The 24,564-nt window shown below is 54.9% G+C and carries 20 protein-coding genes; 19 read left to right on the forward strand and 1 reads right to left on the reverse strand.

Annotation, left to right across the window (positions count from 1 at the left end):
* The first annotated feature begins 63 nt into the window (after nucleotides 1–63).
* The 16 genes from P7A97_RS07500 to traN all read left to right on the forward strand — a co-directional run bounded on the left by P7A97_RS07500 (nucleotide 64) and on the right by traN (nucleotide 22,538).
* Nucleotides 64–897: a thioredoxin domain-containing protein gene (locus P7A97_RS07500; RefSeq protein ID WP_277689303.1), complete on the forward strand. Its 834-nt coding sequence runs from the start codon at nucleotides 64–66 to the stop codon at nucleotides 895–897.
* On the forward strand, nucleotides 894–1,175 hold the full coding sequence (gene traL / locus P7A97_RS07505) for a type IV conjugative transfer system protein TraL (protein WP_277689304.1): 282 nt from the start codon (nucleotides 894–896) through the stop codon (nucleotides 1,173–1,175). The genes P7A97_RS07500 and traL overlap by 4 nt, the downstream gene beginning before the upstream one ends.
* On the forward strand, nucleotides 1,175–1,813 hold the full coding sequence (locus tag P7A97_RS07510; protein WP_277689305.1) for a TraE/TraK family type IV conjugative transfer system protein: 639 nt from the start codon (nucleotides 1,175–1,177) through the stop codon (nucleotides 1,811–1,813). The genes traL and P7A97_RS07510 overlap by 1 nt, the downstream gene beginning before the upstream one ends.
* On the forward strand, nucleotides 1,803–2,918 hold the full coding sequence (locus P7A97_RS07515; RefSeq protein ID WP_277689306.1) for a type-F conjugative transfer system secretin TraK: 1,116 nt from the start codon (nucleotides 1,803–1,805) through the stop codon (nucleotides 2,916–2,918). The genes P7A97_RS07510 and P7A97_RS07515 overlap by 11 nt, the downstream gene beginning before the upstream one ends.
* Before the next feature lie 10 nt (nucleotides 2,919–2,928).
* A complete protein-coding gene (locus tag P7A97_RS07520; RefSeq protein WP_277689307.1) occupies nucleotides 2,929–4,275 on the forward strand; it encodes a TrbI/VirB10 family protein in 1,347 nt (448 codons plus the stop codon).
* A 75-nt stretch (nucleotides 4,276–4,350) separates the two neighbouring features.
* A complete protein-coding gene (traV, locus tag P7A97_RS07525) occupies nucleotides 4,351–4,872 on the forward strand; it encodes a type IV conjugative transfer system lipoprotein TraV (RefSeq protein ID WP_277689308.1) in 522 nt (173 codons plus the stop codon).
* Between the two features lie 136 nt (nucleotides 4,873–5,008).
* Nucleotides 5,009–5,263 carry a TraA family conjugative transfer protein gene (gene traA / locus P7A97_RS07530; RefSeq protein ID WP_347177304.1) on the forward strand — a complete coding sequence of 85 codons (255 nt, stop codon included), beginning with the start codon at nucleotides 5,009–5,011 and terminating at the stop codon, nucleotides 5,261–5,263.
* 73 nt (nucleotides 5,264–5,336) lie between these two features.
* Entirely contained in the window at nucleotides 5,337–12,107 is a 6,771-nt protein-coding gene (locus P7A97_RS07535; protein ID WP_277689310.1) for an Ig-like domain-containing protein, read from the forward strand.
* A gap of 125 nt (nucleotides 12,108–12,232) precedes the next feature.
* Nucleotides 12,233–12,931 (forward strand): DsbC family protein, encoded by a 699-nt coding sequence (locus tag P7A97_RS07540; protein WP_277689311.1) that lies wholly within the window; start codon nucleotides 12,233–12,235, stop codon nucleotides 12,929–12,931.
* A 1-nt stretch (nucleotide 12,932) separates the two neighbouring features.
* A complete protein-coding gene (traC, locus tag P7A97_RS07545) occupies nucleotides 12,933–15,332 on the forward strand; it encodes a type IV secretion system protein TraC (RefSeq protein WP_277689312.1) in 2,400 nt (799 codons plus the stop codon).
* Nucleotides 15,332–15,682: a hypothetical protein gene (locus P7A97_RS07550; RefSeq protein ID WP_277689313.1), complete on the forward strand. Its 351-nt coding sequence runs from the start codon at nucleotides 15,332–15,334 to the stop codon at nucleotides 15,680–15,682. The genes traC and P7A97_RS07550 overlap by 1 nt, the downstream gene beginning before the upstream one ends.
* Entirely contained in the window at nucleotides 15,672–16,172 is a 501-nt protein-coding gene (gene lepB / locus P7A97_RS07555) for a signal peptidase I (protein ID WP_277689314.1), read from the forward strand. The genes P7A97_RS07550 and lepB overlap by 11 nt, the downstream gene beginning before the upstream one ends.
* 14 nt (nucleotides 16,173–16,186) lie before the next feature.
* A complete protein-coding gene (locus P7A97_RS07560) occupies nucleotides 16,187–17,335 on the forward strand; it encodes a TrbC family F-type conjugative pilus assembly protein (protein WP_277689540.1) in 1,149 nt (382 codons plus the stop codon).
* A complete protein-coding gene (locus tag P7A97_RS07565) occupies nucleotides 17,332–18,060 on the forward strand; it encodes an EAL domain-containing protein (RefSeq protein WP_277689315.1) in 729 nt (242 codons plus the stop codon). The genes P7A97_RS07560 and P7A97_RS07565 overlap by 4 nt, the downstream gene beginning before the upstream one ends.
* A 15-nt stretch (nucleotides 18,061–18,075) precedes the next feature.
* Nucleotides 18,076–19,140: a TraU family protein gene (locus P7A97_RS07570; protein ID WP_277689316.1), complete on the forward strand. Its 1,065-nt coding sequence runs from the start codon at nucleotides 18,076–18,078 to the stop codon at nucleotides 19,138–19,140.
* Nucleotides 19,140–22,538 carry a conjugal transfer protein TraN gene (gene traN / locus P7A97_RS07575; RefSeq protein WP_277689317.1) on the forward strand — a complete coding sequence of 1,133 codons (3,399 nt, stop codon included), beginning with the start codon at nucleotides 19,140–19,142 and terminating at the stop codon, nucleotides 22,536–22,538. The genes P7A97_RS07570 and traN overlap by 1 nt, the downstream gene beginning before the upstream one ends.
* Nucleotides 22,539–22,664: 126 nt before the next feature.
* On the opposite strand, the gene P7A97_RS07580 is transcribed toward traN, so the two are convergent.
* Nucleotides 22,665–23,330, reverse strand: a complete 666-nt coding sequence (locus tag P7A97_RS07580; protein WP_277689318.1) for a hypothetical protein — start codon at nucleotides 23,328–23,330, stop codon at nucleotides 22,665–22,667.
* A gap of 328 nt (nucleotides 23,331–23,658) precedes the next feature.
* Between P7A97_RS07580 and P7A97_RS07585 the strand changes: the two genes are divergently transcribed.
* From P7A97_RS07585 to P7A97_RS07595, 3 genes are all read left to right on the forward strand, one after another.
* Nucleotides 23,659–23,790: a hypothetical protein gene (locus tag P7A97_RS07585; protein WP_277689319.1), complete on the forward strand. Its 132-nt coding sequence runs from the start codon at nucleotides 23,659–23,661 to the stop codon at nucleotides 23,788–23,790.
* On the forward strand, nucleotides 23,787–24,137 hold the full coding sequence (locus P7A97_RS07590) for a hypothetical protein (RefSeq protein WP_277689320.1): 351 nt from the start codon (nucleotides 23,787–23,789) through the stop codon (nucleotides 24,135–24,137). Before P7A97_RS07585 ends, P7A97_RS07590 begins: the two co-directional genes overlap by 4 nt.
* An 88-nt stretch (nucleotides 24,138–24,225) precedes the next feature.
* A complete protein-coding gene (locus P7A97_RS07595) occupies nucleotides 24,226–24,417 on the forward strand; it encodes a hypothetical protein (protein WP_277689321.1) in 192 nt (63 codons plus the stop codon).
* The last annotated feature ends 147 nt before the right edge of the window (nucleotides 24,418–24,564 follow it).

A 24,564-nucleotide genomic window follows, 5' to 3' on the forward strand; every position in this document is an offset into this window, starting at 1 on the left:
GGGCCTAACTCGGGCCATTAAACCAGTTGCAGCCGGCAACATTGCTTCATCGATAAGCAACTGATGCCGATTCTGATGAAAGCTTCCTCAACCATGCAGGCGCTCAGCGTCGCCTTCTCTGGCCTGGCCATTTTGATGTCTGGTTTCGCTCTGTACGAAATCAAGACTGCTACCTCATCCGCCGACAACGCGGCTCGGATTTCTGAGCAGGTTGTATCGGACCTGGCGCGAGTAAAGCCGTGGGCCTTTTCTCGTGACGGCCTGATTGAGGTCCTGAAGATTATTGGGCCTGGAAGCGATTTGAAGTCAGTTGTTGGGGCCAGCTCTGGCGACGATGGCACACCTGCAGTTGAAGCCGGCGAGCGTCGATACGGTGATCCGAACGCGCAATTCACTCTGATCGAGTACAGCGATTTTGAGTGCCCTGCTTGCAAGGCCTTCTATGAAATTCCGAAGTCGTTGGTTGATGGCTCGAAGGGGAACATCAGCTTGGTGTTCAAGCACGTGCCGATTCACGGCGAGGCTTCAAGGAAAGCTGCTTTTGCTGCTGAGTGCGCCGCTCACCAGGGAGGAAATGATGCCTTCTTCAAGATGTCGGCCCAGATCTTCGAAGAGACCCAGAGCAACGGCAATGGGACTCGTACCGCGCTGAAATCGATTGCTCAGCGCATCGGCCTCGATGGGCGTGAGCTCACCAAGTGTATCGATCAAAACCTCTATTACGAAAAGGTTAAGGGTGACTTCAAAGAGGCCGTGGATTTAGGCGTCAAAGTAACTCCGACCACTGTTATTCGATTCAATCCTACCGGGCAAACCGTTGATGTCGGCGGCGCAGTTGCGCCTGAAGATATCTTGAAAGCCATGTCGCAACTTGTTCAAAAGAGCCAAGCAAAATGAGTGCAATCAATATCCCGCAGTATGTAGATGACCCGCCCCATCTTCTCTTTTGGCAGGCCGACGAAGTAGCGCCAATCGGTATTGGTCTGGTTCTTGGGATGTTCACAGGGTATGCGGCAGTTTTCACTATCGGCGGAATCCTGCTAACTCGCTGGTATCGAAAGTATCGAGACGATCATCCAGACGGCTTTATGGCGCACATGATCTATTGGGGTACCGGAATTGCCGGAGCCAAGGCCAGAACAGTTCCAAACCCATTCATCAGAGAGTTCAACTAATGCTTCTTTCAAATCTCAAGAAAAGCATTGCAGGCACCCGCAGCGAAAACAACTTTTTGCGCCAGCTGGCGGTCGGGCTACTGGTTGTGAATGGTGCGCTGGTGGTAGGCCTCCTGTCTCAGGACACAGTCGTGACCATCGTCCCGCCTGCCATGACCGAGCAGGCGTGGGTAGATTCCAATGCGGCATCTGACACCTATACCGAGGCCTGGGCTCTCTATGTTGCGAATGTGGTCGGTAACGTCAATCCGCAAACCGCGACGATGATTCGCTCGACGCTGGAACCACTGCTTTCGAACGATATTTATCAGGATGTGATCAACGCAGTAGAAGAGCAGGTTGCTCAAATTCGCCAGGACCGAGTTGTTATCAAGTTCGAGGCGAAGGAAGTTCTGCGTGAAAAGCAGAACGCCAATAAGTTCTTCGTTGTTGGTCGCACAGTTATGACCGGCCCCAATGGCAGGCCAGTTCGCTCCAATACTACCTATGAGGTTGAGTTGGAGATCCGTAACTACAAGCCAACAATCACCTATCTGACTACCTACTCTGGTCGTCCAAAAACCGAGGACGTACTGCGTCGAGATAAAGCCTCGAATGAGGCTAAGCAGCGAATGGGAGCCGCACAAGATGCGAAGTAATTTTAAGTGTGCAGTATTGGCTGTAGCGGTGGCAGCGGTATTTGCCGGGCATGCGGCGGCGGACACTAATAGTTCCGTTTCTGGACTTCCGTCAGTTGCGCAAAAGTCTTCCGCCTCGAAGCTTCCTTCGGTGGCACAGCGGACAGCAGAAGTTGTCGACCCTAGCGAGTACGGCCTTGAGGAGCCATCCGGCTCCAAGGTTCGCACAGAAGTAGCTTCTGTTGGGCGAGATGACCGGGGTGGCGCTGAAGAGCCGGCGATTCTGGGCATTACCGGTGGCGGCGCATCTGATGATCTGCCGACCGTTCCTTCTTCTGTCGCTAGCAGTGCGCCGGCCAAAGAAGTAGCCCCAGTTGCTTCCCTGCAAGAGGTGCCGGTGGTGCCTGGAGTGAACACGATCATTCCGGCAGCAGTTGGACACCTAAACCGTATCGTTACGCCTTTCGAGAAGCCGATCGTTCAGACGGTTTCCGGCGCCAAGATCATGGTCAAAGAGAACGTGATCTACGTGTCCACCAAGGATGAGTCTCCGGTGACCATGTACATCACACCGAAGGAAGATGAGTCGGTGGCCATCTCTCTGACGCTTGCGCCACGTCGCGTGCCTCCGATCCAGGCTCAGCTCGTTCTGGTCGACTCCATGGCGGGTGGTGCGCTGAATGCTCCAGCGTCAGGTGGGCGCTCTGGTCACTTCCGTTACTCGGGCCAAGCTCGTAAGTGGGAGCAAGGCCAGCCGTACATGGAAACCATCAAGGGGATCATGCGCTCGATGGCTCTTGGTCAAATTCCCAGGGGTTACTCGATCGGCAAGGCCAATGGCTACGACACCATACCTGCGTGCTACCAGGAAGGAATTAATTTCGACTTCCGCGCTGGTCAGCTCCTCATGGGACATAGCTTCCAGGTCAGCGTTGGTGTGGCACGTAATACCTCAAAGCAGCCTGTCATGTTCGACGAAACAGCGTGCACTCACCCGTCTCTAGCGGCTGCAGCTGCATGGCCGCGAAACATGCTGGACCCGGGTGAGGCCACTGAAATCTATATCGTGACTCGTGTCGGGGAGGCCCCGGCAGAGGAGTCTTCTCGTCCTAGTCTGCTGCAATAAGGGGATGGCCATGGCTGGTTTTATGGATTCGTATCGCAAGCTTTCCCCGCAGCATAAGAAGTGGGCGCATATTGCAGCTGGTGTGGGCGCGGTTCTGCTTCTTGTGACGGCTCTGTCGTCCATGACTGGTGGTCAAAAGACCTCGGCTCGTGGAAAGCCCACCATCAACTCGGTCCTTACCGATAAGGATCCGCGGCAAGTTGGCTTGGACTCACTCAACAGTACTCAGGCTGAGCAAGGTCGCAAGCTTGTTGAGATCGACCGAAACCTCAAGGCGCTGGCTGACAAGTCGAGCCAGGGTAATGAGCTCAAGCAGCAGGTATCCGACCTCGCGAAAGTGGTCACCGACCTCAAGGATCAAAATGAGCTCGCAGCTCAAGACTCCGAGGCGCTGAAGGCTGCCAATGCGAAGCTTCAACAGGAGCTTGAAACGCTGCGTCGTCAGGGTGGCGTTGGTCCAAAGGCCGAGGACGAGCTGGTGAAGCGGCAGAAGAAAGCTGAAGAGGTTCAGTCTCGTCGGAAATATGAGGCCGCAGCGGTCAATCCGAATCAGAACCAGGCTGAGTTCTTTGCCAGTGCTCCGAAACCTGTTGATGAGGTTGTGAAGCCTGGTCAGGCCAACCGCAAACAAGACGACATCAAGATCGCCACCATTGGCGAAGATGCTTCTGAGGAGGAGGAAGAGGGGAAGAAAGAGCAGGAGGTCTATCTCCCTGCTGGTTCGATCATGTCCGGCGCCTTGATCACCGGTGTAGATGCGCCTACCGGTAACGGCGCTCGCCGTGATCCATTCCCTCTGCTGCTGCGTATCAAGAAGGAAGCAGTTCTACCGAACCGTTTCCGAGCTGATGTGCGCGAGTGCTTCATTATCGCGAGCGCTTTCGGAGATCTCTCCTCTGAGCGGGCCTACATGCGTGCAGAAACACTGTCATGTGTGCGTGATGACGGCGGGGTCATTGAGTCAGGTATCGACGCCTACGCTACCGGCGAAGACGGAAAGGCCGGTGTCCGTGGGCGCCTGGTTTCCAAGCAGGGCGCCATTCTTGCCCGCTCCCTGATGGCGGGGTTCATGCAGGGCGTCTCTGAAGCATTCAACGTCCAGTCCGTTCCCTCCATCAATGTTACGGGTGTTGGCGATGACGAGGAAGACTACTCACCTGTTTATGCGCAGGCCCTCAATGGCGAAGCCATGCAAGGGGCGGCTGTTTCTGGTGCAGGTAGAGCGCTTGAGCGTATTGCCGACTTCTACCTGGAGATGGCCGAGAACCTTTATCCGGTGATCGAGGTGGATGCAGCTCGCGAGATCGATTTCATCGTGAAGAAGGGCATCCAGCTGAAGCTGATCAACAAGGTCTGAGTTTCCGGAAGGCTTGATCCCATTTCGGGGCCTAATTGACCGCAATTGGCCCCTTCCAACCAGGAAGATTCACACATGAACAAAGCAAGCATGATTAAGAAAAGCATCCTCTTCGCCGGGCTGGCAGTAGTTCTTAGCCAGGTCACCGGTTGCTCGTTCCTGCAGATCGGTGAATCCGAGTACGGCTGTAAGGGCATGCCGAACGGTGTGACCTGTATGTCTGCCCGTGACGTGTACCAGATGACCGAAAGCGAGAATTTTCGTCAGCGCATGGAGCAGGACGCCAAGCTCAATCAAGCAAAGGCAGAGGGTGACGAGGATGCCGTCGAGGCTCTGGAGGCCAGCTCCAAACCAGTAATGGCCTCTGGTGAGCACTACGTCGTACCTCGCCCGGCACGCAACCCGGTTCCGATTCGCACGCAGGCCACGGTTATGCGCGTCTGGGTTGCGCCCTGGGAATCCGAAGCGGGCGACCTGAACGTGCCGGGATACATCTACACCGAGATCGAGCCTCGCCGCTGGGAAATTGGTACTCCTGCGATGAAGCCGACTCCCACGATTCGTCCGCTGACTCAAAGCAAAACCGAAACGAACTAACCCCCCCACCGCCAGAGATATCAGGAGAAACACCATGCTCTTCGGCAAAAACGCAAAACAGAAACAACTGAAATCCGCCGCCCAAATCCGCCAGGACCGCAACACCACCGCGCAAGCTCTGCTCGTTGTTGGTCTGATGTGCGCCACTCAGATGGCCATGGCCGGTACCGGCGGTGATTCCTTCGACACCATCTGGGTTACTTTGACCGACTGGATGCAGGGCACCCTCGGTCGCGTTGTCGCGGGCTCCATGGTGCTGGTAGGCATCGTTGCCGGCATCGTGCGTCAAAGCATCATGTCCTTCGCTACTGGCGTGGGCGGCGGTGTCGGTCTCTACAACACCCCGACCATCATCGAATCGATCATGACGGCCACTGTGTCGATCAACTGATCGCGATGTTTCCTGAAGCCGGCGCTGCCGGCTTTTGGCAATTCTGAGTTCGAAATAAAAGAAGAGTTTTACGATGCTGAAATGGATACCAGGTGCACTTTTCCTTCTGACGACCTCTTTTATTTCAAATGCAGCATTTGCCGATTGCGTCATGAGCAATCAGGACCTGGTCGTGTCGCCAACTGAAGCGGTGGCAGGACAAAAGGTTCAAGTTACCTACAGTGCGACGCGTGAGACCTGCTCTGGTATGGGTTCGTTCTCATACGATATTAATGTCGGCACCGGCACCTCCGGCAGTATCGGTTCCTGCGAGGGCAAAAGGACCAGTGACAGTGAGTCGTGCACTGGTGAAGCAACCCTGCCAGCTGGCTTCACGGGCAGTATCAACATTGTCGTGAAAGACACCTCTGCCCGCGTCAATGTCAGTGCTCCGCTTGATGTGCCTGCAGCGCCGGCAATCGCAATTTCCACTCCAGAAGACCAGCCCTTCGTTATCGATATGCCGGCAAACGGCGTCGACTATGCGTCCTACGAGGTGGCTGGTCAGCCGCACGATTCGCAGGGCTCAGCGTTTGTTGATGGCAAGACGATCATCTTTTCCCCGGTGAGGGACTGGAATGGGTCGGGGAGTTTCTCCTACCGCAGTATTTCTGCAGAAGGCGTTCAGTCTGATGTTGGCACCATTAGCTTCGAGGTGACTCCTGAGCCTGACGCGCCTGTCCTGTCGAAGACGGCCTTGATCGGAGTTGAGGATCGACCGCTTACTTTTGAGCCTCTTGTGGTCGATCCGGATGAGGGTGATACCTATACCCTCTTTGTTGATCAGCAGCCTGACCCCACGATTGGTGTGGTGACCATCGACGGGACAAAAGTTACTTTTACGCCTGCCAAGAACTGGAATGGGGACGTTGAGTTCTCCCTTAAGGCGGTGGACTCCTTCGGTGTTTCGTCTGAGCCGCAGTACTACAAGGCTACGTTCGAGAACGAAAACGACGCGCCTGAAGTTTCGCCGGTGATAACCAACATCCTCGAAGATGAGCCTGCCTCGGTTCCTGTCGTGTTCAACGATCCTGACGGCTCAGCTCCATTCACGATGTTCATCCACGAGCAGCCTGCAGCTGGCGGCGTGTGTTCTATTTCTGGAACCGAGGTTCGGTTTCAGCCTGATACAGATTGGAGTGGCAGCGCTGATTGCGTTGTTGCTGTAGCTGACGCCAGTGGTGCAGTAGGTCTTGGCAAATACACCTTTGCTGTGGCCGCCTCTAATGACGCGCCCTCATCCCAGGATATACAGGTCACGTTTAACCAGGGCACGTCAAAGGCTGTCTCCGTTTCGGTGTCTGATCCTGACGCCGGCGATACCCATACAGTTGAAGTCGTAACTTCTGCGGACCCGTCTTTCGGGGCTATCTCTGTTTCGGGGAAAACCATCACCTTGGCGCCGGTGGCTGGCTTCTACGGCTTTAAAAAGGTTACCTATAGGGTCCGTGATAATCGCGGGGGCGTGTCGAGTGATTACGCCATTTACGCCAAGGTTATTCCGCTCAACAAGGCGCCAGTAATGACAGCTCAGGAGTTCACGACTCCTATGGGGCAGTCCCTCTCGACAAGACTTTCTGCGATCGATCCTAACCAGGATGCGCCCCTAACCTTCAGCATTTCCGCTTCCCCTGCCGCAGGGGCTGGTACCGCAGCTATATCGGGGGATGTGCTGACATACACCCCGGCAGCTGGATTTACTGGCGTGGCAACGGTTCAGCTCAAGGCGCGGGACCCAGGCGGGCTTCTGTCCGCTGCTGTGCCATACAAATTCAACGTGACGGGAGATGTCCCAGTTGCGATCGATGTTGACGTGGGGATGCCGAGCGATAGCCACACCCTGGTGATTGTTGAGCAGCCGCCGGCCGGTGTGGGCAGCATTGCTGTGTCCGGCAGCAAAGTTACTTTTACTCCAGTCAAGGGGTTCTTCGGGAAGGCAACCTTCAAGTACAAGGTGGTCGATGCTGCAGGTGCGGCTACAGATGACCTGGTCGGCACAATTGACGTGGCCAAGTACAACTACGCCCCTACATCTGCAAGCGCAACGATCTCTGCCGTGGAGGGTAAGACAAGCTCTCCCGTTCAGCCTGTGGTCGTCGATGAGAATCCGTATGACGCGGGGAATCACACCTTCATCGTTCCAATCCAGACCATGGCTGGATTCGTGGAGGTGGTGAACAATCAGCTGGTCTACACCGCGGCCTTTGGCTATAGCGGCACCGACTCGTTTAAGTTCCTTGCTGTCGACCAGGGCGGTCTATCTGTAGTTGGCACGGCAACTGTCAGCATCGAGGCCTTTAACTACGCCCCTGATTCAGTCAGCGGTGCTGCGACGGGGCCAGAAGGTGTTTCGCTTTCCGCTCCTCTGGTAGTCGTGGACAAGAATGCTGGTGAAACCTTCACCTACGAGATTCTTGAGCAGCCGCACTCCGGCAGTGTCTCTTTGAGCGGATCCAGCTTGGTGTTCGCGCCGGCCGCAGGCTTTGTTGGGACGATGGTTGTTCCCGTGCGTGCGACCGATGCTGGCGGGCTTTCGGTTGATGGATACGTCGTCTTTACAGTCGAAAAGAACAACGTAGCGCCGACCAGTGTTGGCGGGATCATCAAGGTCTATGAGAGTGGGGTGAGCGCTCCCTTCTATCCGAAAGTGGCTGATGCCAACTTCTACGACTATGGGCGTCACGTTCTAACCGTCACTGTAGCCCCGGCATTCGGCCAGGCCGAGGTGGTTGAGAACCGAATTATTTATACCCCAAACAAGAATTACTCAGGCGCCGATCAGCTGACTGTGCGGGCTGTAGACCTCGGTGGTCTTTCGGTAGTCGGCAAGGTCGACATCGAGGTGATTCCCTACAACACAGCCCCTCTGACGACTGAGGCACTGCTCGTGGCGTATGAGGGTGAATCCTCGCGCCCCACCTGGCCGTCCGTAGAGGACCCCAATGCTTGGGATGCGCATACCTTCGAAGTTATTTCGCAGCCTGCTCACGGTGAGGTAGTGCTGACGACGGAAGGCTTTGTGTATACGCCTGAAGCCAAGTTCTACGGTGTTGATGCATTCCCGTATCGAGCTGTAGATGCCGCTGGCGATTACATAGAAGGCGTTGCTCGGGTGGTTGTATACCGCAAGAACTATGCACCAACTGGTTTTGCACCCCAGGAGTTCTACTTCTATGAGGGTGTCGGTGGGAATCTTCGCTTGAGCGCAGAAGATCCAAATCGGTGGGGTACCCACACCTTTACAGTTGCTCAGCAGCCTGAGCACGGCGAAGTGGTTGTGCGCGGCAATACGTTGGTCTTCCGGACTAAGGGTAAAGCTGCAACGCAAATGCTTCTGACAGTTACTGATCAGGCGGGCGAGTCCTTTACCGGTACTCTGAATCTAATTCCGCGGCCGATCGGTGATCTGATCGACCATCTGCCCGTCATTGATCTACCTGAACAGGAGTTCAAGACGCCGGCGATTACTCAGCCATTCAACCGTGCAGATGGCCGGCCGGGTCTGCTTTTGACTGACCCGCAAGCACTCGCCGAACTTGGTACTGAGTGGATTGCAGTTGTAGATTCCCAGTCTGAGGTGGGCCTGAATATCTCTGGCCAGGATATGGTTCCCTCTGAAGGCGGGGTGGTAGTGGTTGACTACTTGGCCGAGGATGCAATGGGCGCCAGCATCGCCGCTTTGGAGTCTGGAAAGGCCGGCAAGGCTTTCCTGAAGCTGGCCAGGGCGGACGGCACTGGTACCGTATATCGTGTGCCTTTTGTCGTATGGGCCCCGGCTGCTGAAGTAAGCCTCAGTGCCAACCCTGCGATTCAGCTCATGGATCGTGTTCGTGCAGAGCTTGTTCCTGGATCTGCCGAGTGCACTTTCAACGTCAAGGAATCCGAGGCTGCTAAAGGCAACCCTTATGATTCACCGCTCTGCTTCGTAGAGTGGACAAAATGGCCCGTTGAAACGAAGAACATTTCGTCCGGCAAGACACTGGCTTTTGAAGGGGCGGTTGAGGCTGTTGGTGCTCAGGCGGTTGAGGCTGCTGCCTTCATTGTTGGTGCTGATGGCGGGAAGCACCTGATTGGCACCTACACGACCAGCCTAGAAGTTACTTCTGTCTCCGGCGTTGTTGAGATGGGGCCGAAGTATCCGTTCACAGAAGCCTATTACATGGTCGAACAGCTCGACATCGACTTCATGCAGACGGCTGGGCCAAAGTGCGATCTGACTATCGTTGAGTTCCGGGCGAAGAACTCTGCGGCAACCAATTCAGCCCGTCCTGCTTGCCTGGTTGAGTGGGACGAGATCCCGGTTGGGTTGAAGGCGCGAGAGTACTGGGAAAAGCCTTACGTTCTTGGCGTCTCTACGTACCTGGGCAACAACGATACCAAGTGGACCCTTTCAGTGTTCACGAAGGCGGGCGAAAAGGTCGAGATCGGGAAGGGGGTCTTTAGCTACCAATCCGTCATGCCTCCAGAAATCGGGGTCGAGTTTTTGGAGAACAAGAACAAGATCGGCGACGCCTACTACACCTCGTATGTCAGCGGTCAGTATGTGACAGACGCTCAGATCACGGCTGCAGGCGCGAAGTTGATGATGACCCACAACTTCAATGAGGGCAAAGAGGCCACGGAAGAGGTTTCGCCAGGCCCTGCCCGGTCTATGGACTTCAGGCGCCGGATCAACACTGCACCGTTCGATAGTCTTTGGGAGCAGCGTGAAATCAAGGTCGAGACCAAATACGCGCAGCTGCATGACATTCAGTCCAGTGGTTCGATTCGTGTTGTCTCTATCCCGGACGCCAATGTTCTGCCGGTCATCCAGAGTGATAGCCAGCGCATTCTGTCCACAGAACTTTTGGGAGTCACAGTTAACGTAGGCGACTACTACACCAGCGATGTCGTTTATGACGCTGGCACCATGGGTGAGTGGGAGGTGCGCCTTGTGACTAAGCCAGCCTGGAACACGGTGGAGCCACTAACCGACTGGATGAAGTCTGACGGTGCCGGTGCCGCGGAATTTGAGCTGTCTGTTGCCGAGCTGGCTGGTAAGAGCCTCAGGATTTACGCTGAAGCAAAAGCTATTTCGCCTATCCCGGAATACCAGGAGACCCGTGTATCTCCGAGACCGCTGTCGATTGCCATCCTCAACGGTGCGGCTCTAGATGGCTCCATCCGAGCGCTGCGACTAACTGGTGAGGCGCCTCTGCGGGTCACTCTGTTTGCGGACGTTAACAATCGCGCTTGGACGAAAGACCTGGGCGATGTTCAGTGGGAAATTTCGACTGAGGGTGGCGCCTGGGAGCCTTTGCCCAACCCTTCACGGGCGCCTCAGCGGATCTTCAAGACCTTTGAAAAGGGCACCTACAAAGTCCGGGCAACGATGGTGAACAAAAACTCCGGGGCCACATCTCTTACGGATGAGGTGGAGATCATTGCCTATAACGTGCCTCGTGGCCTGCTGCGCGGTCCGGGGAACACCTTCCTCAATGCAGACTCTACGTTCAGGCTGAAGAGCATTGATGGCAGCGACCTCGATACGAGCAATATCGATGTGGAATGGAGCCTTGACCGCGGCGTGACCTGGACTCCTGGCGCTGACAGCGTGACATTCTCGCGAGACTCTGAGCAGCGGGTCTATGTGTATGCACGCATGAAGTACAAGGACTCCCCGACTGAGGATCCCCGGATTTGGAAGGTGCTTCGCTCGGGTGTTGCCTTCAGGAAGGTTCGCCCGCCAAGGGTGCAGCTGATTGGCCCTCGTCGGCCTGAGGTCGGCAAGGAAGCGGTTTGGGTGGCCAACATGCTTATGCCCTACCCGAACATGGATCTCACTATGGATGGCGAGTTCATCATGCCTCATGACGGGGCGGTTGTTCCCGGCCAGCAAGTGACCTATACGCCAACTGAAGAAGACCTCGACCTAGAGAAAACCGAAATCTCGTATAGGGCCTGGATTAATGGCTATCGGGACCAAGGTGGCGAGGGGATAACTACTCAGCGCATTACTTTCTGGCTATACGACTGGCCTAAGTGGGGTATCCAGCCTTCGTTCTCTTCTGAGTACGCGCCGGCGGACCTGACCCTCCGAGTCAGGAACATTGGCGAGTTCAAAGGTGTTGAAGGGGTCTATTACAACTGGGAGCTGCCAGCGCATCCTGGCCTTGATGTTGTAAAGGACGACAACATGGCGCTTCGCCTGTTGAAGGTGAATGCCCCAGATACCTACACGTTCCTTGTTCATGTCTACGACGCCAGGGGCAACTACTCGCAGGTAGAGCGGACAATGGTCTTCAAAGAGCCACCGCCTTGGCAGGTGACTCTTGCCTGGAGTGGTAGCAATACCGCCAACCGAGCGCCGCTGGATGTAATGGTTCGCCCCTACATCTCGGGAGGTCATCCAAAGGACACGATCACAAGCATTGTGTATCGGCTTGATGGTGAGGTGATCGACACAAATGGCTCCCGTTACGCTCGATCCACGCTGGGCGAGGAGGGGCAGTATCAGGTGACCATGGATATCGAGACATCTATGGGCAAGGAGGCAGGTGGTTCTGCCGACATTGAGGTTAAGAAGAACATACCGCCGACCTGTGAAATCAAAGTGACAGAGGGTGGAACGGCATGGACTGCAACTGCACGGTGCGCCGATGAGGATGGTCGAATTGCTCGCCACCGGTGGTGGCTGAACGACGCCGAGCAGGGGCTGGGTGGCGCTGTGATCACAATCTCCAAGCGCACCTACTCGACTCCGCCACACATCATCCTCGTTGGGGTTGATGACTCGGGGGACGAGTCACCACCTATAGCCTGGTGAGTTCTGCAATACAAGGGCGCCTGATGGCGCCCTTTCTATTTGACCCCTCCGGAGGGGCCTAATTCAGCTCATGCATGTGTGGATCGTCGGTAGCCTGTTTCTATTCGAACCCTGGACGGAAACCGATGAACCATATCCGAAAAGTACTTTTGTCCCTTGCCCTTGCTGCGCTGACGGCTACCGCTTCTGCTTCAGATAGTCCAGGTGCGCACAACCAAGTGGAGCCCCTGCCAATCAATGGGATGGTGGCAGCCGTCAAGAACGGAAAGCTGGCTTTTGTGTCTGCAAACGGCCGATTTGTGTTCCAGGGGTCGATGTTCGATGCCTGGGATGGGAAGAACATCGAATCGCTTGAGGACGCAAGGCGTGCATACAACTACATGAACCTCAAGAAACTCGATTTTCGTGTTGATGCTCTCGCGCCAATGACCATCGGTACCGGCCCAAGGGAGATCGTCATTTTCACCGACCCCTATTGCCCCTCGTGCCATCTCCTCATAGAGGACGCTCTGAAAGAAACGGATTACACCTTCAAATTGGTGCACATCCCCGTCCTCGGAGAAGACAGTCAGAAGGCTGTCCGCTTCGGGTTCTGCTCCCCTGACCGCGAACTGGCACAGAAGGTACTTCTGGGCCGGGTAAAGCCTAAGGATATCCCGAACCCTGAATTCAAGGACTGTGACACAACACCAGTAGCTAAGCGGGTGGTTACAACCCAGCTGCTGGGTCTGAAAGGCGTCCCCTTCCTTCTTCGCGACGATGGCCTTGTCCGCAATGGATACATGAAGGGCGATCTCCACAAATGGCTCACAGAGGGCATCTGAAGTGACTGCTTATAAACACGTTCAATACCCTCTGGCAGACCTGCTGCAGGTAGAGGCCTACGATCCCGACAGCAAGCTTTTTCTGCTCGATGACAATCAGATCGCCTTCGGCTTCCTTTGTCGCCCGCTGCCTGGCTCCGATGGCAAAGAAGGGGATCAGCTGAAGTCGGTGCTTAAGCAGGCGTGGCCTGACGGCACCCTTATTTCGTTCATTCTTTTCGGTAGTCAGAACATCAATGACCAGGTCAACGGCATGCTTCGCATGCGCCTTTCGACCGAGCAGGGTGTAGAGACTGTCGCTATCCAGAACCGTGCGCAGTATCTATTCAATGGCACGCTCAATCCGATCGACGAGCACTCCGGCATCAAAATCCGTGAGACCCATGCTCTCGTCACGGTGATTCTGCCCATCGCCGACACCTTCCCTAGCGAAAAGGAAGCCCAGCACGCTGGCGAACTGCGAGCGCAGTTCGATTCGACCTTCAACTCAGTCGGCTTTTGCCCGCGTGTCCTGGATAACGATATTTACGTAGAGCTGATGGGGTCCATCCTCAACCAGGGCCCGGATGCGTCCTGGCGCGATCGCACCGAAATGACCGCGGATGACGATAAGCCCCTGAAGTACCAAGTCTTGGACTATGACCGGACTGTCGAGGTTTTCTCCGATCACCTCATGATTGGTTCCACGCTGGTGAAGTCGTTGAGCGTTAAGCGCTTCCCGCGCACTACCTTCCAGGGCAATGCAGCCTGGTATCTCGGCGATCTACTTAACGGCCGAACCGGCATACGTGAAAACTGCATTTTCAGTTTCACTATGTATTTCCCTGATCAGCAGGGGACGAAAGACAAGCTGCAGACTAAACGCACCTGGGCCAATAACCAGGCGTACGGTCCACTGTTGAAGTTCGTTCCAATGCTCGCCGCCAAGAAGAACGGCTTTGACACCCTCTTCAAAGAGCTGGACGAGGGTGAGGCCGTCGTCCGTTGCAACATGACAGTGCTTGTATTCGCTGAGAACCGCGACAAGCTCGTACGTGCATCCTCCGAAGCGAGGAACTACCTGGGTATCCGCCAGTTCCAGGTAATGGAAGATAAGTTCTTCAACCTCCCGCTTTTCATCGGTGCGCTGCCGTTCGGGGCTGATCGCAAAGCGATTGAGGAATCGCGCCGCTATAAAACGATGGCTATCACCCACGCGCTTCCGCTGCTCCCGATCTATGGCGACTGGAAGGGGTCAGGCACACCGATGATGACCTTCGCGTCGCGGAACGGTCAGTTGATGTCCTACTGCCTTTTCGACTCGGAGACCAACTACAACGCGACCGTTGCGGCTCAGTCGGGCTCTGGTAAGTCATTCCTAACCAACTACCTAATCACTGCCTACCGATCAACCGGGGCGCAGGTGTGGGTTATTGACGTTGGGCGGTCCTACGAGAAGCTTGCTCGGGCTTTCAATGGGGACTTCGTCGAGTTCACCCCTGAGGCAAATATCTGCCTCAACCCGTTTGAATTGGTGCAGATCTACTCCGACGAAGAAGACGTGCTCATTGGTCTTCTGTCTGCGATGGCGGCGCCTACGGTTCCCCTTACCGACTTGCAGACTGCCGGCCTTCGCCGTCACACCTCTATGGTCTGGCAAATCCATGGCAATGCCATGACGGTTGACCATATCGAGCAGTCCATGCTCGGTGACGAGGATAGCCGCGTTCAAGATATCGGCCGTCAGCTCTACCCCTTCACCTCCAAGGGCATGTACGGCAAGTATTTCAACGGCAAGAACAACGTCAACTTCGAAAATCCGTTCACAGTTCTTGAGCTTGAAGAGCTGAAAGGTCGAAAGCACCTGCAGCAGGTTGTTCTCCTCCAGCTCATCTACCAGATCCAACAAGACATGTTCCTGGGCGAGCGCGATCGCAAGAAGATCGTGATCATCGACGAGGCCTGGTCCCTGCTTACTGAAGGTGACGTTGCCAAGTTCATCGAGCATGGCTATCGCCGGTTCCGTAAGTACAACGGGGCCGCAATCACGATTACTCAGTCGGTGAACGACCTGTATGCCTCACCAACCGGTCGGGCTATCGCTGAGAACTCGGCAAACACCTTCCTGCTGGGTCAGAAGGCAGAGTCAATCAACCTGATCCGCAAGGAAGGGCGCCTGACTCTGAGTGACTTCGGTTACAGCATCCTGAAGTCGGTACACACCATTCGCGGGCAGTACTCCGAGATTTTCATTAACACGGAGCGCGGCTCCGGGGTGGCGCGACTCACGGTCGATAACTTCTCGAAGCTGCTGTATTCGACGGCTCCCGACGACGTTCAGGCGATTAACAACCATATCAAGACCGGCATGGATACCTCGCAAGCGATCAATGCCGTCCTGCGTGACAGGGGGCATCTGTGATGCGTAACGCGATAATTTCATTCCTGGTTTCTGTGGCCGTCTTGGCGGCATACGAGTCGTTCTTCAGAAGCGCGGACCAGGGCCAGATGCTGGCGGTGGTCAACTATGACGCTATCCTCGGGAAGCTCGGGGATGCCGCTACGACCGAGACGGTCAACGCCGCGACCCTCGATCTGCAGCAGAAAGCAACCAAGCTGGCCGCAGCGGGCTTCGTCGTCATCGACTCTCGCGTACTGGTTAGCTATCCGGCTGAGAGTGAGGTCCCTGTCGACATCGAACGCGCAGAAGTTACTTCTGCAGGGCAGGCAGCAGGTTCGATTGTTGATCCGGAGGCCTTCGATGAAGAATAAACAGCCTCTTGGCGTGTTCCTCCTCAAAGCCTTGCCGCTGACAGCCGTCATTTCCCTCGGTGCACTCTACCTCACGGATCGTTACAGCATCGGCATCGATCCCCAGGAGCACACCTGCCTTCAGTGGCGGGTGTTCGCAATCGATAAGTACGACACGACTGTTGAGCGCGGCGAGATCTTCGCCTTCCGCTCTGGTGCGATGGAGCCTTTCTTCAAGAATGGCACCCAGATCATCAAGGTCGCCGATGGCGTACCGGGCGACCGCGTGAGCGTAGGCCTGCAGAAGGTGACCGTTAATGGCTATGAGGTGGGAGAGGGCCTGGCCCTCTCCCCGAAGTTGAAGCGCCCGCCGAGCCGCTATGTGCGTGATGAGATCGTGCCTGAGGGGAAGTACTGGTTTATGGGGAAGACCCTGGACTCGTTTGACTCCCGCTACTGGGGATACGTCCCGGCCGGCGACATCATTGGTAAGGCGTACCCGCTATGGTAAGGGCACTTTTGCTGGTGCTGCTGGTTGAGTCGAGCCTTGCTGTGGCAGGCCCTCTCGGTATTGATCAGGTGAGCCCTGATGAACAGGTGTTCGGTGCGGAAATGACCGACATCAAGGCCCATGCAGAAGCTCTGACTAAGGGGGCGCTGGATGCCGAATCTCTGGACTGGGTTAGGCGCGATGAGATCAAGGCTGTATTCCCTGACGACCTTGAAAAGATCGCCCGCAAACCGCCAGAACCAGGGAAGGCCGACGTTCTCAGCACCGGTGAGAACTTCATCATTTTCGTGTCCTGGTCCATGGGCGAGGGCCAGATCCGAGAGATGCTGAAGGAGTACGACGAATCCGGTCGGGTGACCCTGAAGTTTCGCGGCATTCCAGATGGGGCCACCATGGTTCAGGCGCTTGCCAAGATTCAGACACTTGCCATGGAAACCAAGTCTGACGTTGAGGTTCAGATCGACCCCGTCGCGTTCGTAGACAATGGGGTGACAGAGGTTCCCGCAGTGGCACGCAGGAAGGATGACAAGGTCGTCAACATTGTCCGGGGAACCTCCTCAATCGAGGTGTTCAAGGGCAAAGAAGATACTTTCGACCTTGGGACGCTCGGCGCCACTGTTGAGATTGCAGAACGAGACCTTATCGAGCTGATGAAGGAGCGGCTGGCAAACATCGATAAGGAAGAGCTCAAGAGGAAGGCCATCAAGCGCTTCTGGGCAAACCAGCAGTTTGTGGTGCTCGACGATGCACTGGAGACCAGGCTTCGAAAGCTCGATCCGTCAATAGTTGTGCCTCAAGAGATGCGGGCGCCTGACGGGACACTCATTCATGCTGCGGGGACCCGCATCAACCCGCTGGACATCCGGCCGTTCAATCAGCGTCTGCTGATCATTGATCCGGCGAAGGAATGGCAACTGACCCTTGCAAGGGGTCAAATTGAAGCCTTCGGCAAGGATCAACTCATTACGATCATTCTCACCAGCCTGCCGCGAGATTCCGGCTGGGAGGAACTAAAGCGGGTTGAGGACTATTTGAATCAACCTGCCTACCTCCTGCAGTCAGATGTGCGTGAGCGCTTTGACCTGCAGAAGGTTCCCTCAATCGTTACAGCTGACAAGGGCTTCTTCTTCATTCAGGAAGTGGCCAAGAGGGATGTGAAATGATCGTTTTGGCTACCCAATGGATGCACAGTGCAAACCACCAGCCCGAGGCGCTAGAAGTCCTGGCCAGGATGGTGCTGCCCTCGAAAAAGATAGCGGTGCCCGCTGAGTTCATGGCGATTACGGGCATGACCTGGAGTGACCTAGATGTTGAGGTTTACTCCTTGCTCAACGGTGATCAGGAGATTGCTGGGCTGAATAAGCCCATCTTCGTGAACATCAGCCCGGAAACCCTCGAAGACCCGGCGACATTCGGCCTTTGCGCGGATCTGTTGTCAGACCTGGTCGCGAGGAAGCGGGCGCGAGTTGTTGTCGAGGTACCCTGCAAAAGTCCTCTTCAGGGTGATCACCTGGCGCATGTGCTCAGTGTGCTGCATGCCGGCGATATTGCTGTGGCTATCGATGATTATGGTGTGAAGCACTCTACTCGTGAGCGACTTGACTCCCAGCATTGGGACTACTGCAAGGTCGATCTTTCAACATTGAAAATCACTCCTGACCTTGAGTGGCTTCTTCGCCTTGAGCGTACCTGCGCTGAACGCGGTACCAAAATTATTTTCGAGCGCCTTGAGCGTATTCAAGACATCGATGTGCTCAAGGTTTTTCCCAGCGCCTGGATTCAGGGCTACGCAATGTCCCGCCCAGACCTGCCGGGTGGGGTTGATGCTGCAATTCGCCGATCGGTTGCCCGCATTAAAGACTTTGACCTCCTTCCGCAGGCCATCTGATAACTCAACAGGAATATGACCGTGTTCTGCCGAATAGCACGCGCTACTGCATTGCTTGTTGCATTGATTCTTATGCCGCAACTCTCGACCGCTGACTCTACCAGTGGTGATGCGCTTTCTTGCCCGAGTGCTGAGCTATTTAGCGCAAAGCTTTTCACCGATGTTTGCTGGGCATGTATTTTTCCGATCCGGGTTGCGGGTGTATCTATTACGCCGGGCGAGCGTCCCGAAGAGTCATCTGATTTGGCGTTCTGCATGTGTAAAGACAACCTGGGTATTCCCATGCCAGGAATTGTCAATTCTATGTGGGAGCCAGCCAGGCTTATTGAGGTAGTGAGAAAGCCTGGATGTGCAATGTCTCTTGGTGGTGTTCAGTTGCCGCTGGGCAATGCTCGTCAATGGGGCACGCAGAGCACATCTAACAATGGCGACATGATCTCAAGTGAGAACCTGTCTTTTTACAGTGTTCATTACTACGCATTCCCTTTGCTGAGTATTCTTGAGCTTTATATGCCCAAGAGGTGCTCTGCTGACGGATATAAGGACTTCGATATCATCTCATTGTCCGAAATTGACCCGACTTGGAATAATAGTGAGTTAGCTTTCTTCACTCATCCCGAGTCGGCTGCAGTAGCAAACCCATTGGCACAGGCTGCGTGCACAGCTGATGCGGGGCTTGGGCTGGCAGCGCAGCAAGGTCTTACCTCCCTTTGGTGGTGCTCTGGTACTTGGGGTTCGATATACCCAATGACCGGAAACACTATTCCCGATGACTTTGGTCGAACAACGTCACTCCTTGGGGCACGGACTGTTGCCCAAATGCATCGTCGCGGAATGGCCCACCTCACTATGGGTAACGAGAACATTTGCCGTGGCCAAATTTTCCCAACTATTCCCAAAAGCCAATACAAAATGGCGATGTTCACGCCGCGGCCTGAAACCAAAGAAGCCCACTGGATTGGTCAGCATCCTATGACATGGCAAGGCGGGGAAGGGCGCGTAATTCCCAAGGTTGGCGAAGACGCGGTTTACATGATGTTTCGCTGGAACGACTGCTGTAATACCTTGGGTACAAACTAATGAACGCGTTTCTTCGCGGCACTTCAGTGATCACACTGTTCTTCTACCTGAATGCGACGACATTCCCTGCATGGGCTGATGCTGTCTCAGAATCAGCCAGTCAAGGCAATGCCTTTGCTAAAAAGGCCATGAGCGCATTCCAGGCTCCGAGCGTGACGGACAGCGCAATTGTGTTCGGGTCGGGCGCTGATTCATCCTCCATTAATCTAAGTGATGTATTCCCTGGCGCTTCCTCAACAAATGCCCCCGAGCTAGAGCATTTGTACGGCAACGACCAGGGGACTCTTGATTACGGAACTACGGCTAACGTTCGCCTCCAAGATGAATCTTCGATGGAGGGTGAAGCGTACCGGTTGATTAAAGGTACCGCCCAACTCCAGCGTCCGGATATCACTAATGACCCACTATGGACCAATACTGATACGGTCTTCAATAATCAAGACCTCTTTGAAAAAGAGTTTGCCGACTGCAGCGAAGAAAATACCTACAACAAAATTACCCTGACCAAGAGGGTTCCTGATTATAAGACCTGCGAGCGAATCAATAAGCCTGCCGGTGACTGCACAATTACTCACTCGATTGAAATTGAGCCTGAGCCAACAGATCTGTATTTCCTGATAGACAACTCGGGATCCATGGAGTCAATTATTCAGTCACTCCGCGTCAACGTGAGGCGGGTAGCTGAGCTTCTCGGTGTTAATTCAAAGGGTAAGCTGAGGCTTGGGGGTGCAGTAACCCGTAATGGGCAGTACACATATAATCACATTCCACTAACAGACAATATCAATGCTTTTCAGGCATGGATTGATAGTGTGAAGGTGAATGGCGGTGATACTGAAAACTTTAATGCTGTACGCTGGGCTATTAATAACAATGCCTGGCGTGACAATGTTAATAAGGTATTCGTGATCGTCGGTAACAAAGATGGTGGTGGCAGTGGTGGGTCCCCGCGTGAACAGATGGACGCAATGGGTTTTACGGCCTACATCTTCCATGACAACGCTGGCATCAAGTCGCTTGGCGTGGCGATGGCAAATACTTTCACTGCGGGTCAGTTGTTCAAAGTTGCACAGTTCCTGACGGTCGTTCGCGATCGGTGGGAGCCCCAGACCTGTGTTCAGTCTGCGCTTTCTACTCTTGATGGATTTTGCACAGGTGAGTACACGGCTGTTTCCGGGACGGAGTCTTGCGTAAACCTTTCCGGGTTTGATGTTTGCGAGGGGGATCCAATCTACGAGAAGCTGAGTGAGCCTCCTATTCCTAATGTGGGGAAAATGGTTCTCCGGGTCGATGTCGGCAACGTGGAATGCCCCTTCAACGTAGGCCAGATGGAGTGCTATACCGATGCCAGTGGCGTCGAACAGTGCCCTGAGAACTCAGAAGATACTTGCACCGTTACCCATCCGCTGTCTGTCGCAGAAGTACCTTTGATGGCCAGTGTTGCAGTCGAAGACATGCCTGGGACTGGCGAAAAGAACCGTGTGCGGATCACCTTTACCGATGGAAAGGCGGTAAACACAAGTCGTACCGCAGGTTTTGATTCATCGGTCCGAGCTTTGCAATTCGATAATGTCTGTAAGAAGAACGAGATGGGTGCGCTGCTTCCCCACAAGTTCGCGTTTGTGAGTGGTGTGGGTGTTTGGGCCGAGCACAGTGCAAAGCCCAAAACGAATGCCGGCGGGACGGTGAATGTCGTTCAGATGCCTTCCTGCACCAACAACCTAACGGCAATCGTTGATATCAACGATGACGGCAGTGGAACGCCGGGCAATTACTATTCTCGCGACCTCGCTTTCAAGATGATCCGTCTCGATAACGAGCAGTGGGGGCCGACCGCGTGCTTGGAGTCTGCCAAAAAAGTTGCTGACGGCACCTGCTCCGAGGGTGGGACCCTGAAGGTTACTGGTGGTGTGGAGTCTGGATGCCTTCCTGTGAAGGGTGTCCAGGTTTGCCCGGGCGATACCTTCTACAACGCGATGAAGCCATCCCCTATTAAAGGGATCGACAAGCTGGCTCAGGCAGTAAAGGTTGATGGCTGTGTCGATAACTCCCTGCGGGCCACAACCTGTGAGGAGCTTGAAAATACCTCTGGGTGCGGCTTTATCTCCACCCAGTGCATTGGCAATGCCACAGGCCAATCTGGCTACTGCTATGTCCAGGAGGAGGTTTGGGACTGCGGCGTTGATGTTCCAATCGAATCAGCTACCGCTTCCACCTCTTACCAGTGCGATGGCCAAGTTCGATGCCTTGGCACTGAGTGTTACAACCCGGTGGACGAGAAATCTAGTGACTTTGCCTATGCTGCAGCAGCCCTTCAGATTGCGCAGTTTGCTGAGCATGACCTTGATTGTGGTGAGAACCCAGAAGATGGCAGCCTCGACTGTAAGATCTGGAAGGGTGAGGTGTTCGAGTGCAAAAAGGCATTGGGCGGGTGGGTTGACTGCTGTGAGGCGCCTGATGGCGTTTCCCTCTTCGATTACATGAATCTGACCTGGAACACACTTAAGGCTGCCAGTATGACTGGTGCCTTGGGTGAAGCTGCACAATCACAAGGACTGATGAGCTATGGGGCTGATCTTGTTGTGCAGGGATACAACACCGTTGTTTCGAGCGTTTGGGCTTCAGCAGGAGAATCCGGCGCGGCCGAGATTGCCGAAACAGCAGTGTTGTCTGAGGTCAAGCAAATGATTATGGATAAGGTTGCTGCTTGGACCTATGAAACCTTTGGCCAGGCAGCGGCTCAGACGATCTTCGTTTCCACTGCTACAACCACTGCTGTAGATGGCACAACTACTGCGGCGTCGTATACCGGTTCTGGGGGCGCGGCATTTGGCCCCATGATTGCCGGTGCTTTGAGCGTGATCATGATCGCTTACATGGTCTACCAGATCGCCAATATCCTTGTGCAGATCATCTGGGAGTGTGAGGAGCGGGAGTTCGAGCTTGGAGCTAAGAAGCAGACAAAGCTTTGCCACTTCGTAGGCTCCTATTGCGCTGATGAGTCACCCTTTGGCTGCATTGAAAAGCGCGAAGCTTATTGCTGCTTTAACTCCCCGCTTGGGCGAATCATGCAGGAGCAGGCAAGGCCACAATTGGGTCGTGATTTTGGGGAGGCAGAGAACCCTGAGTGCTCCGGCCTTGAGGTCTCTGATCTGGCGAAGATTGATTGGTCGAAGATCGATATCTCTGAGTGGGTTGGCATCATGAACCTAACAGGTGTCTACCCAACGATTGGAAATATGAACCTGGACAAACTGACCGGGCAGAACTCGCGCATGAACTATTCCGGTACACGCCTGGATTCTGCAGAGCGGAACGTTCAGCGGGTAGAGAACGTTGGTGACCTCACAGAGGTCAGGAAGAATGCCGAAGACGAGATGAGGCAAACGATACAATAAAGGACTTCATTCCAAGCCCCGCTTAGCGGGGCTTTTTGTTGCTGGCCTTTGGCCGAAGTCCGGCAGCAGTCCCTACCTCTAGGCCAAAAAAAACCCCGCAGGGCGGGGCTTAGTTCGGGGGTGGGATTAGGCCGACTCAGCCAGGCCCTCGTCACCCATGACCGCGTTTGCTTCTTCAGATGCTTTCTTGTCCGAATCGTCTTCGTCCAGCACTGCCTTGAGAGCCTCGATCGCTTCAGGGGTGCCTTCAGTCTTAGCCTTCTTACGAGCCATGGAGGCTTGGTTCTGAAGTTTGCGGACAATCCGCATGACCATGCGCAACTGCTCGCCGCGGAAGGACTGCGCCTTCTTGCTGTCGATGAGGCCGACGAGCCAGAGGGTGTCGAACAGCTGGATCATCTCGTCGAACGAGACGAGGATTTTTGCGAAGCGCAGGATTTCAGGAGTGCTGATAGCGAAGGTGAACTTCTTGGCGCCCTGGTAGCGGGCGCGGGTGTCGGCCTGGTTGTTGGAGGCCAGCAGATGCTCGAAGCGGCCCTTGGCGTCGCTGATGTCTTTTTCCAGCTTGGTGATCATGATGTTGATGCTGTTCATGATCTCGCCGTGATCGAAGGACTTGTTGTTCTCGGCCAGGGCGCGGGCGATTACGTCGACGGTGAACAGGGCGCGGCCGGCGCCTTCGAAGCAGCGGTTGAAAACACGCATTGCTTGCTCGGTGTTCAGGGTGATGGCCGACTCGATGGTTGGGGTCGAGTAGTTGCTGCTCGGTACGAAAGTTTGGCCGTTAGCCATGGTGGACTCCTTTGGTTGGGGAGCACTTAACATATTTCACGGCAAGCTCAGAAAGTCGTCAGTTTGTACCCATAACAGGGTCTAGACCTCGGCACGTCAGATGATTCGTCGAGGGGGTTTACAGGCGGATTTCGTGTCGGTAATCTGAAGACTCTTCATCCAAGCAATGCTGCTTGGTGAGAAGCTCAAAGGTTTCACCTTTGAGTCCATGTGTAGCTAGGCACCTTCTAGCACTTCCTAGGTACGTCTCGCGAACGTACTTACCCGTCGGGGATAACCATCCCCTCTGGGTGTGGTTGTCTTCGGCCTCAACTCCGGAGTTCCAACCATGAAATACGCAATTCTCTTCGCTGCTGCTATCGCTATCGCTCAGTACGTTATCGTTCCGAGCCTCGATTTCAGTGCCGTTGCTGCTCAACAAACTGCCCATTTCGCAGCTATTGAGGAGGCTTCCAAGTGAACGTCTCTGACTTTGGCTCTCTGCTGATTGGCGGTCTTTTTATCGCTTTCGTTTACTGCATCGTTGCATTCAATCGTCACCAAAAGGCTCAGGCCGATAAGGTTGCGAAGGATAAGGCGCTGAAGGAAGACGATGGCGAATCCCAAGATAGCGTTCTGTCGTTCTCAGCTAAGCGTGATGATTTCGATCCGCTCGATGCTGGTTCCGCAGTCGCGCCGCAGAAAGTCTCGAAGGAGAAGCGTGTAGATGCCCCTCGTGGTGCTACCCGCGTGAAGCCGGCCGAAGTCGATTATTCGATTTTCGACCAGCCCACATACCTCCGTCGTGGCGTTCAACTCACTTGCTGAGTTGATCTGCAGGACCTCCCGTTTGGGTGGTCCACCCAAGAGCTTCTCGAAGGAGCTTTTCGGTGGACCACCTAAGCCGGAGTAAGCCATGCACACGTTAGAAGCTATGTATCTTGTTGAAGTTCAGGAACTGATGCTTGGCGATGGACAATGCGTAAAGGTGCCCCAACAGGTTGCCGATACCGTGTCCCCCGAACACCTAGATCTTCGCTTTGTGAAGAACTGGGCTACCAGGTGTCAGATCCTCACCGCTGGCGCGGACATCGGTGTAGTCGTCTGAGCTCTTCAAGAACGCGGGAGGGGGTGCGCCCCCTCCTGAAATGCTTTTCCTGTTGTCCTCAGGTGGGGACCACAGAAAAAGTTTTTCCCTCCTGTTTACCCCTCAGTTGAACCTCCCCAATTCTTGTGCAGGCCTTGGTGCCTTCAC

This window comes from Pseudomonas sp. GOM6 (genome assembly GCF_029537485.1).
Classification (GTDB): Bacteria; Pseudomonadota; Gammaproteobacteria; order Pseudomonadales; family Pseudomonadaceae; genus Aquipseudomonas.

Bases quoted from the DNA above. Each gene is read 5' to 3' on its own strand.
- P7A97_RS07500 (WP_277689303.1), top strand. From the start codon at position 64: ATGCCGATTCTGATGAAAGCTTCCTCAACCATGCAGGCGCTCAGCGTC.
- traL (WP_277689304.1), top strand. From the start codon at position 894: ATGAGTGCAATCAATATCCCGCAGTATGTAGATGACCCGCCCCATCTT.
- P7A97_RS07510 (WP_277689305.1), top strand. From the start codon at position 1,175: ATGCTTCTTTCAAATCTCAAGAAAAGCATTGCAGGCACCCGCAGCGAA.
- P7A97_RS07515 (WP_277689306.1), top strand. From the start codon at position 1,803: ATGCGAAGTAATTTTAAGTGTGCAGTATTGGCTGTAGCGGTGGCAGCG.
- P7A97_RS07520 (WP_277689307.1), top strand. From the start codon at position 2,929: ATGGCTGGTTTTATGGATTCGTATCGCAAGCTTTCCCCGCAGCATAAG.
- traV (WP_277689308.1), top strand. From the start codon at position 4,351: ATGAACAAAGCAAGCATGATTAAGAAAAGCATCCTCTTCGCCGGGCTG.
- traA (WP_347177304.1), top strand. From the start codon at position 5,009: ATGTGCGCCACTCAGATGGCCATGGCCGGTACCGGCGGTGATTCCTTC.
- P7A97_RS07535 (WP_277689310.1), top strand. From the start codon at position 5,337: ATGCTGAAATGGATACCAGGTGCACTTTTCCTTCTGACGACCTCTTTT.
- P7A97_RS07540 (WP_277689311.1), top strand. From the start codon at position 12,233: ATGAACCATATCCGAAAAGTACTTTTGTCCCTTGCCCTTGCTGCGCTG.
- P7A97_RS07550 (WP_277689313.1), top strand. From the start codon at position 15,332: ATGCGTAACGCGATAATTTCATTCCTGGTTTCTGTGGCCGTCTTGGCG.
- lepB (WP_277689314.1), top strand. From the start codon at position 15,672: ATGAAGAATAAACAGCCTCTTGGCGTGTTCCTCCTCAAAGCCTTGCCG.
- P7A97_RS07565 (WP_277689315.1), top strand. From the start codon at position 17,332: ATGATCGTTTTGGCTACCCAATGGATGCACAGTGCAAACCACCAGCCC.
- P7A97_RS07570 (WP_277689316.1), top strand. From the start codon at position 18,076: ATGACCGTGTTCTGCCGAATAGCACGCGCTACTGCATTGCTTGTTGCA.
- traN (WP_277689317.1), top strand. From the start codon at position 19,140: ATGAACGCGTTTCTTCGCGGCACTTCAGTGATCACACTGTTCTTCTAC.
- P7A97_RS07580 (WP_277689318.1), bottom strand. From the start codon at position 23,330: ATGGCTAACGGCCAAACTTTCGTACCGAGCAGCAACTACTCGACCCCA.
- P7A97_RS07585 (WP_277689319.1), top strand. From the start codon at position 23,659: ATGAAATACGCAATTCTCTTCGCTGCTGCTATCGCTATCGCTCAGTAC.
- P7A97_RS07595 (WP_277689321.1), top strand. From the start codon at position 24,226: ATGCACACGTTAGAAGCTATGTATCTTGTTGAAGTTCAGGAACTGATG.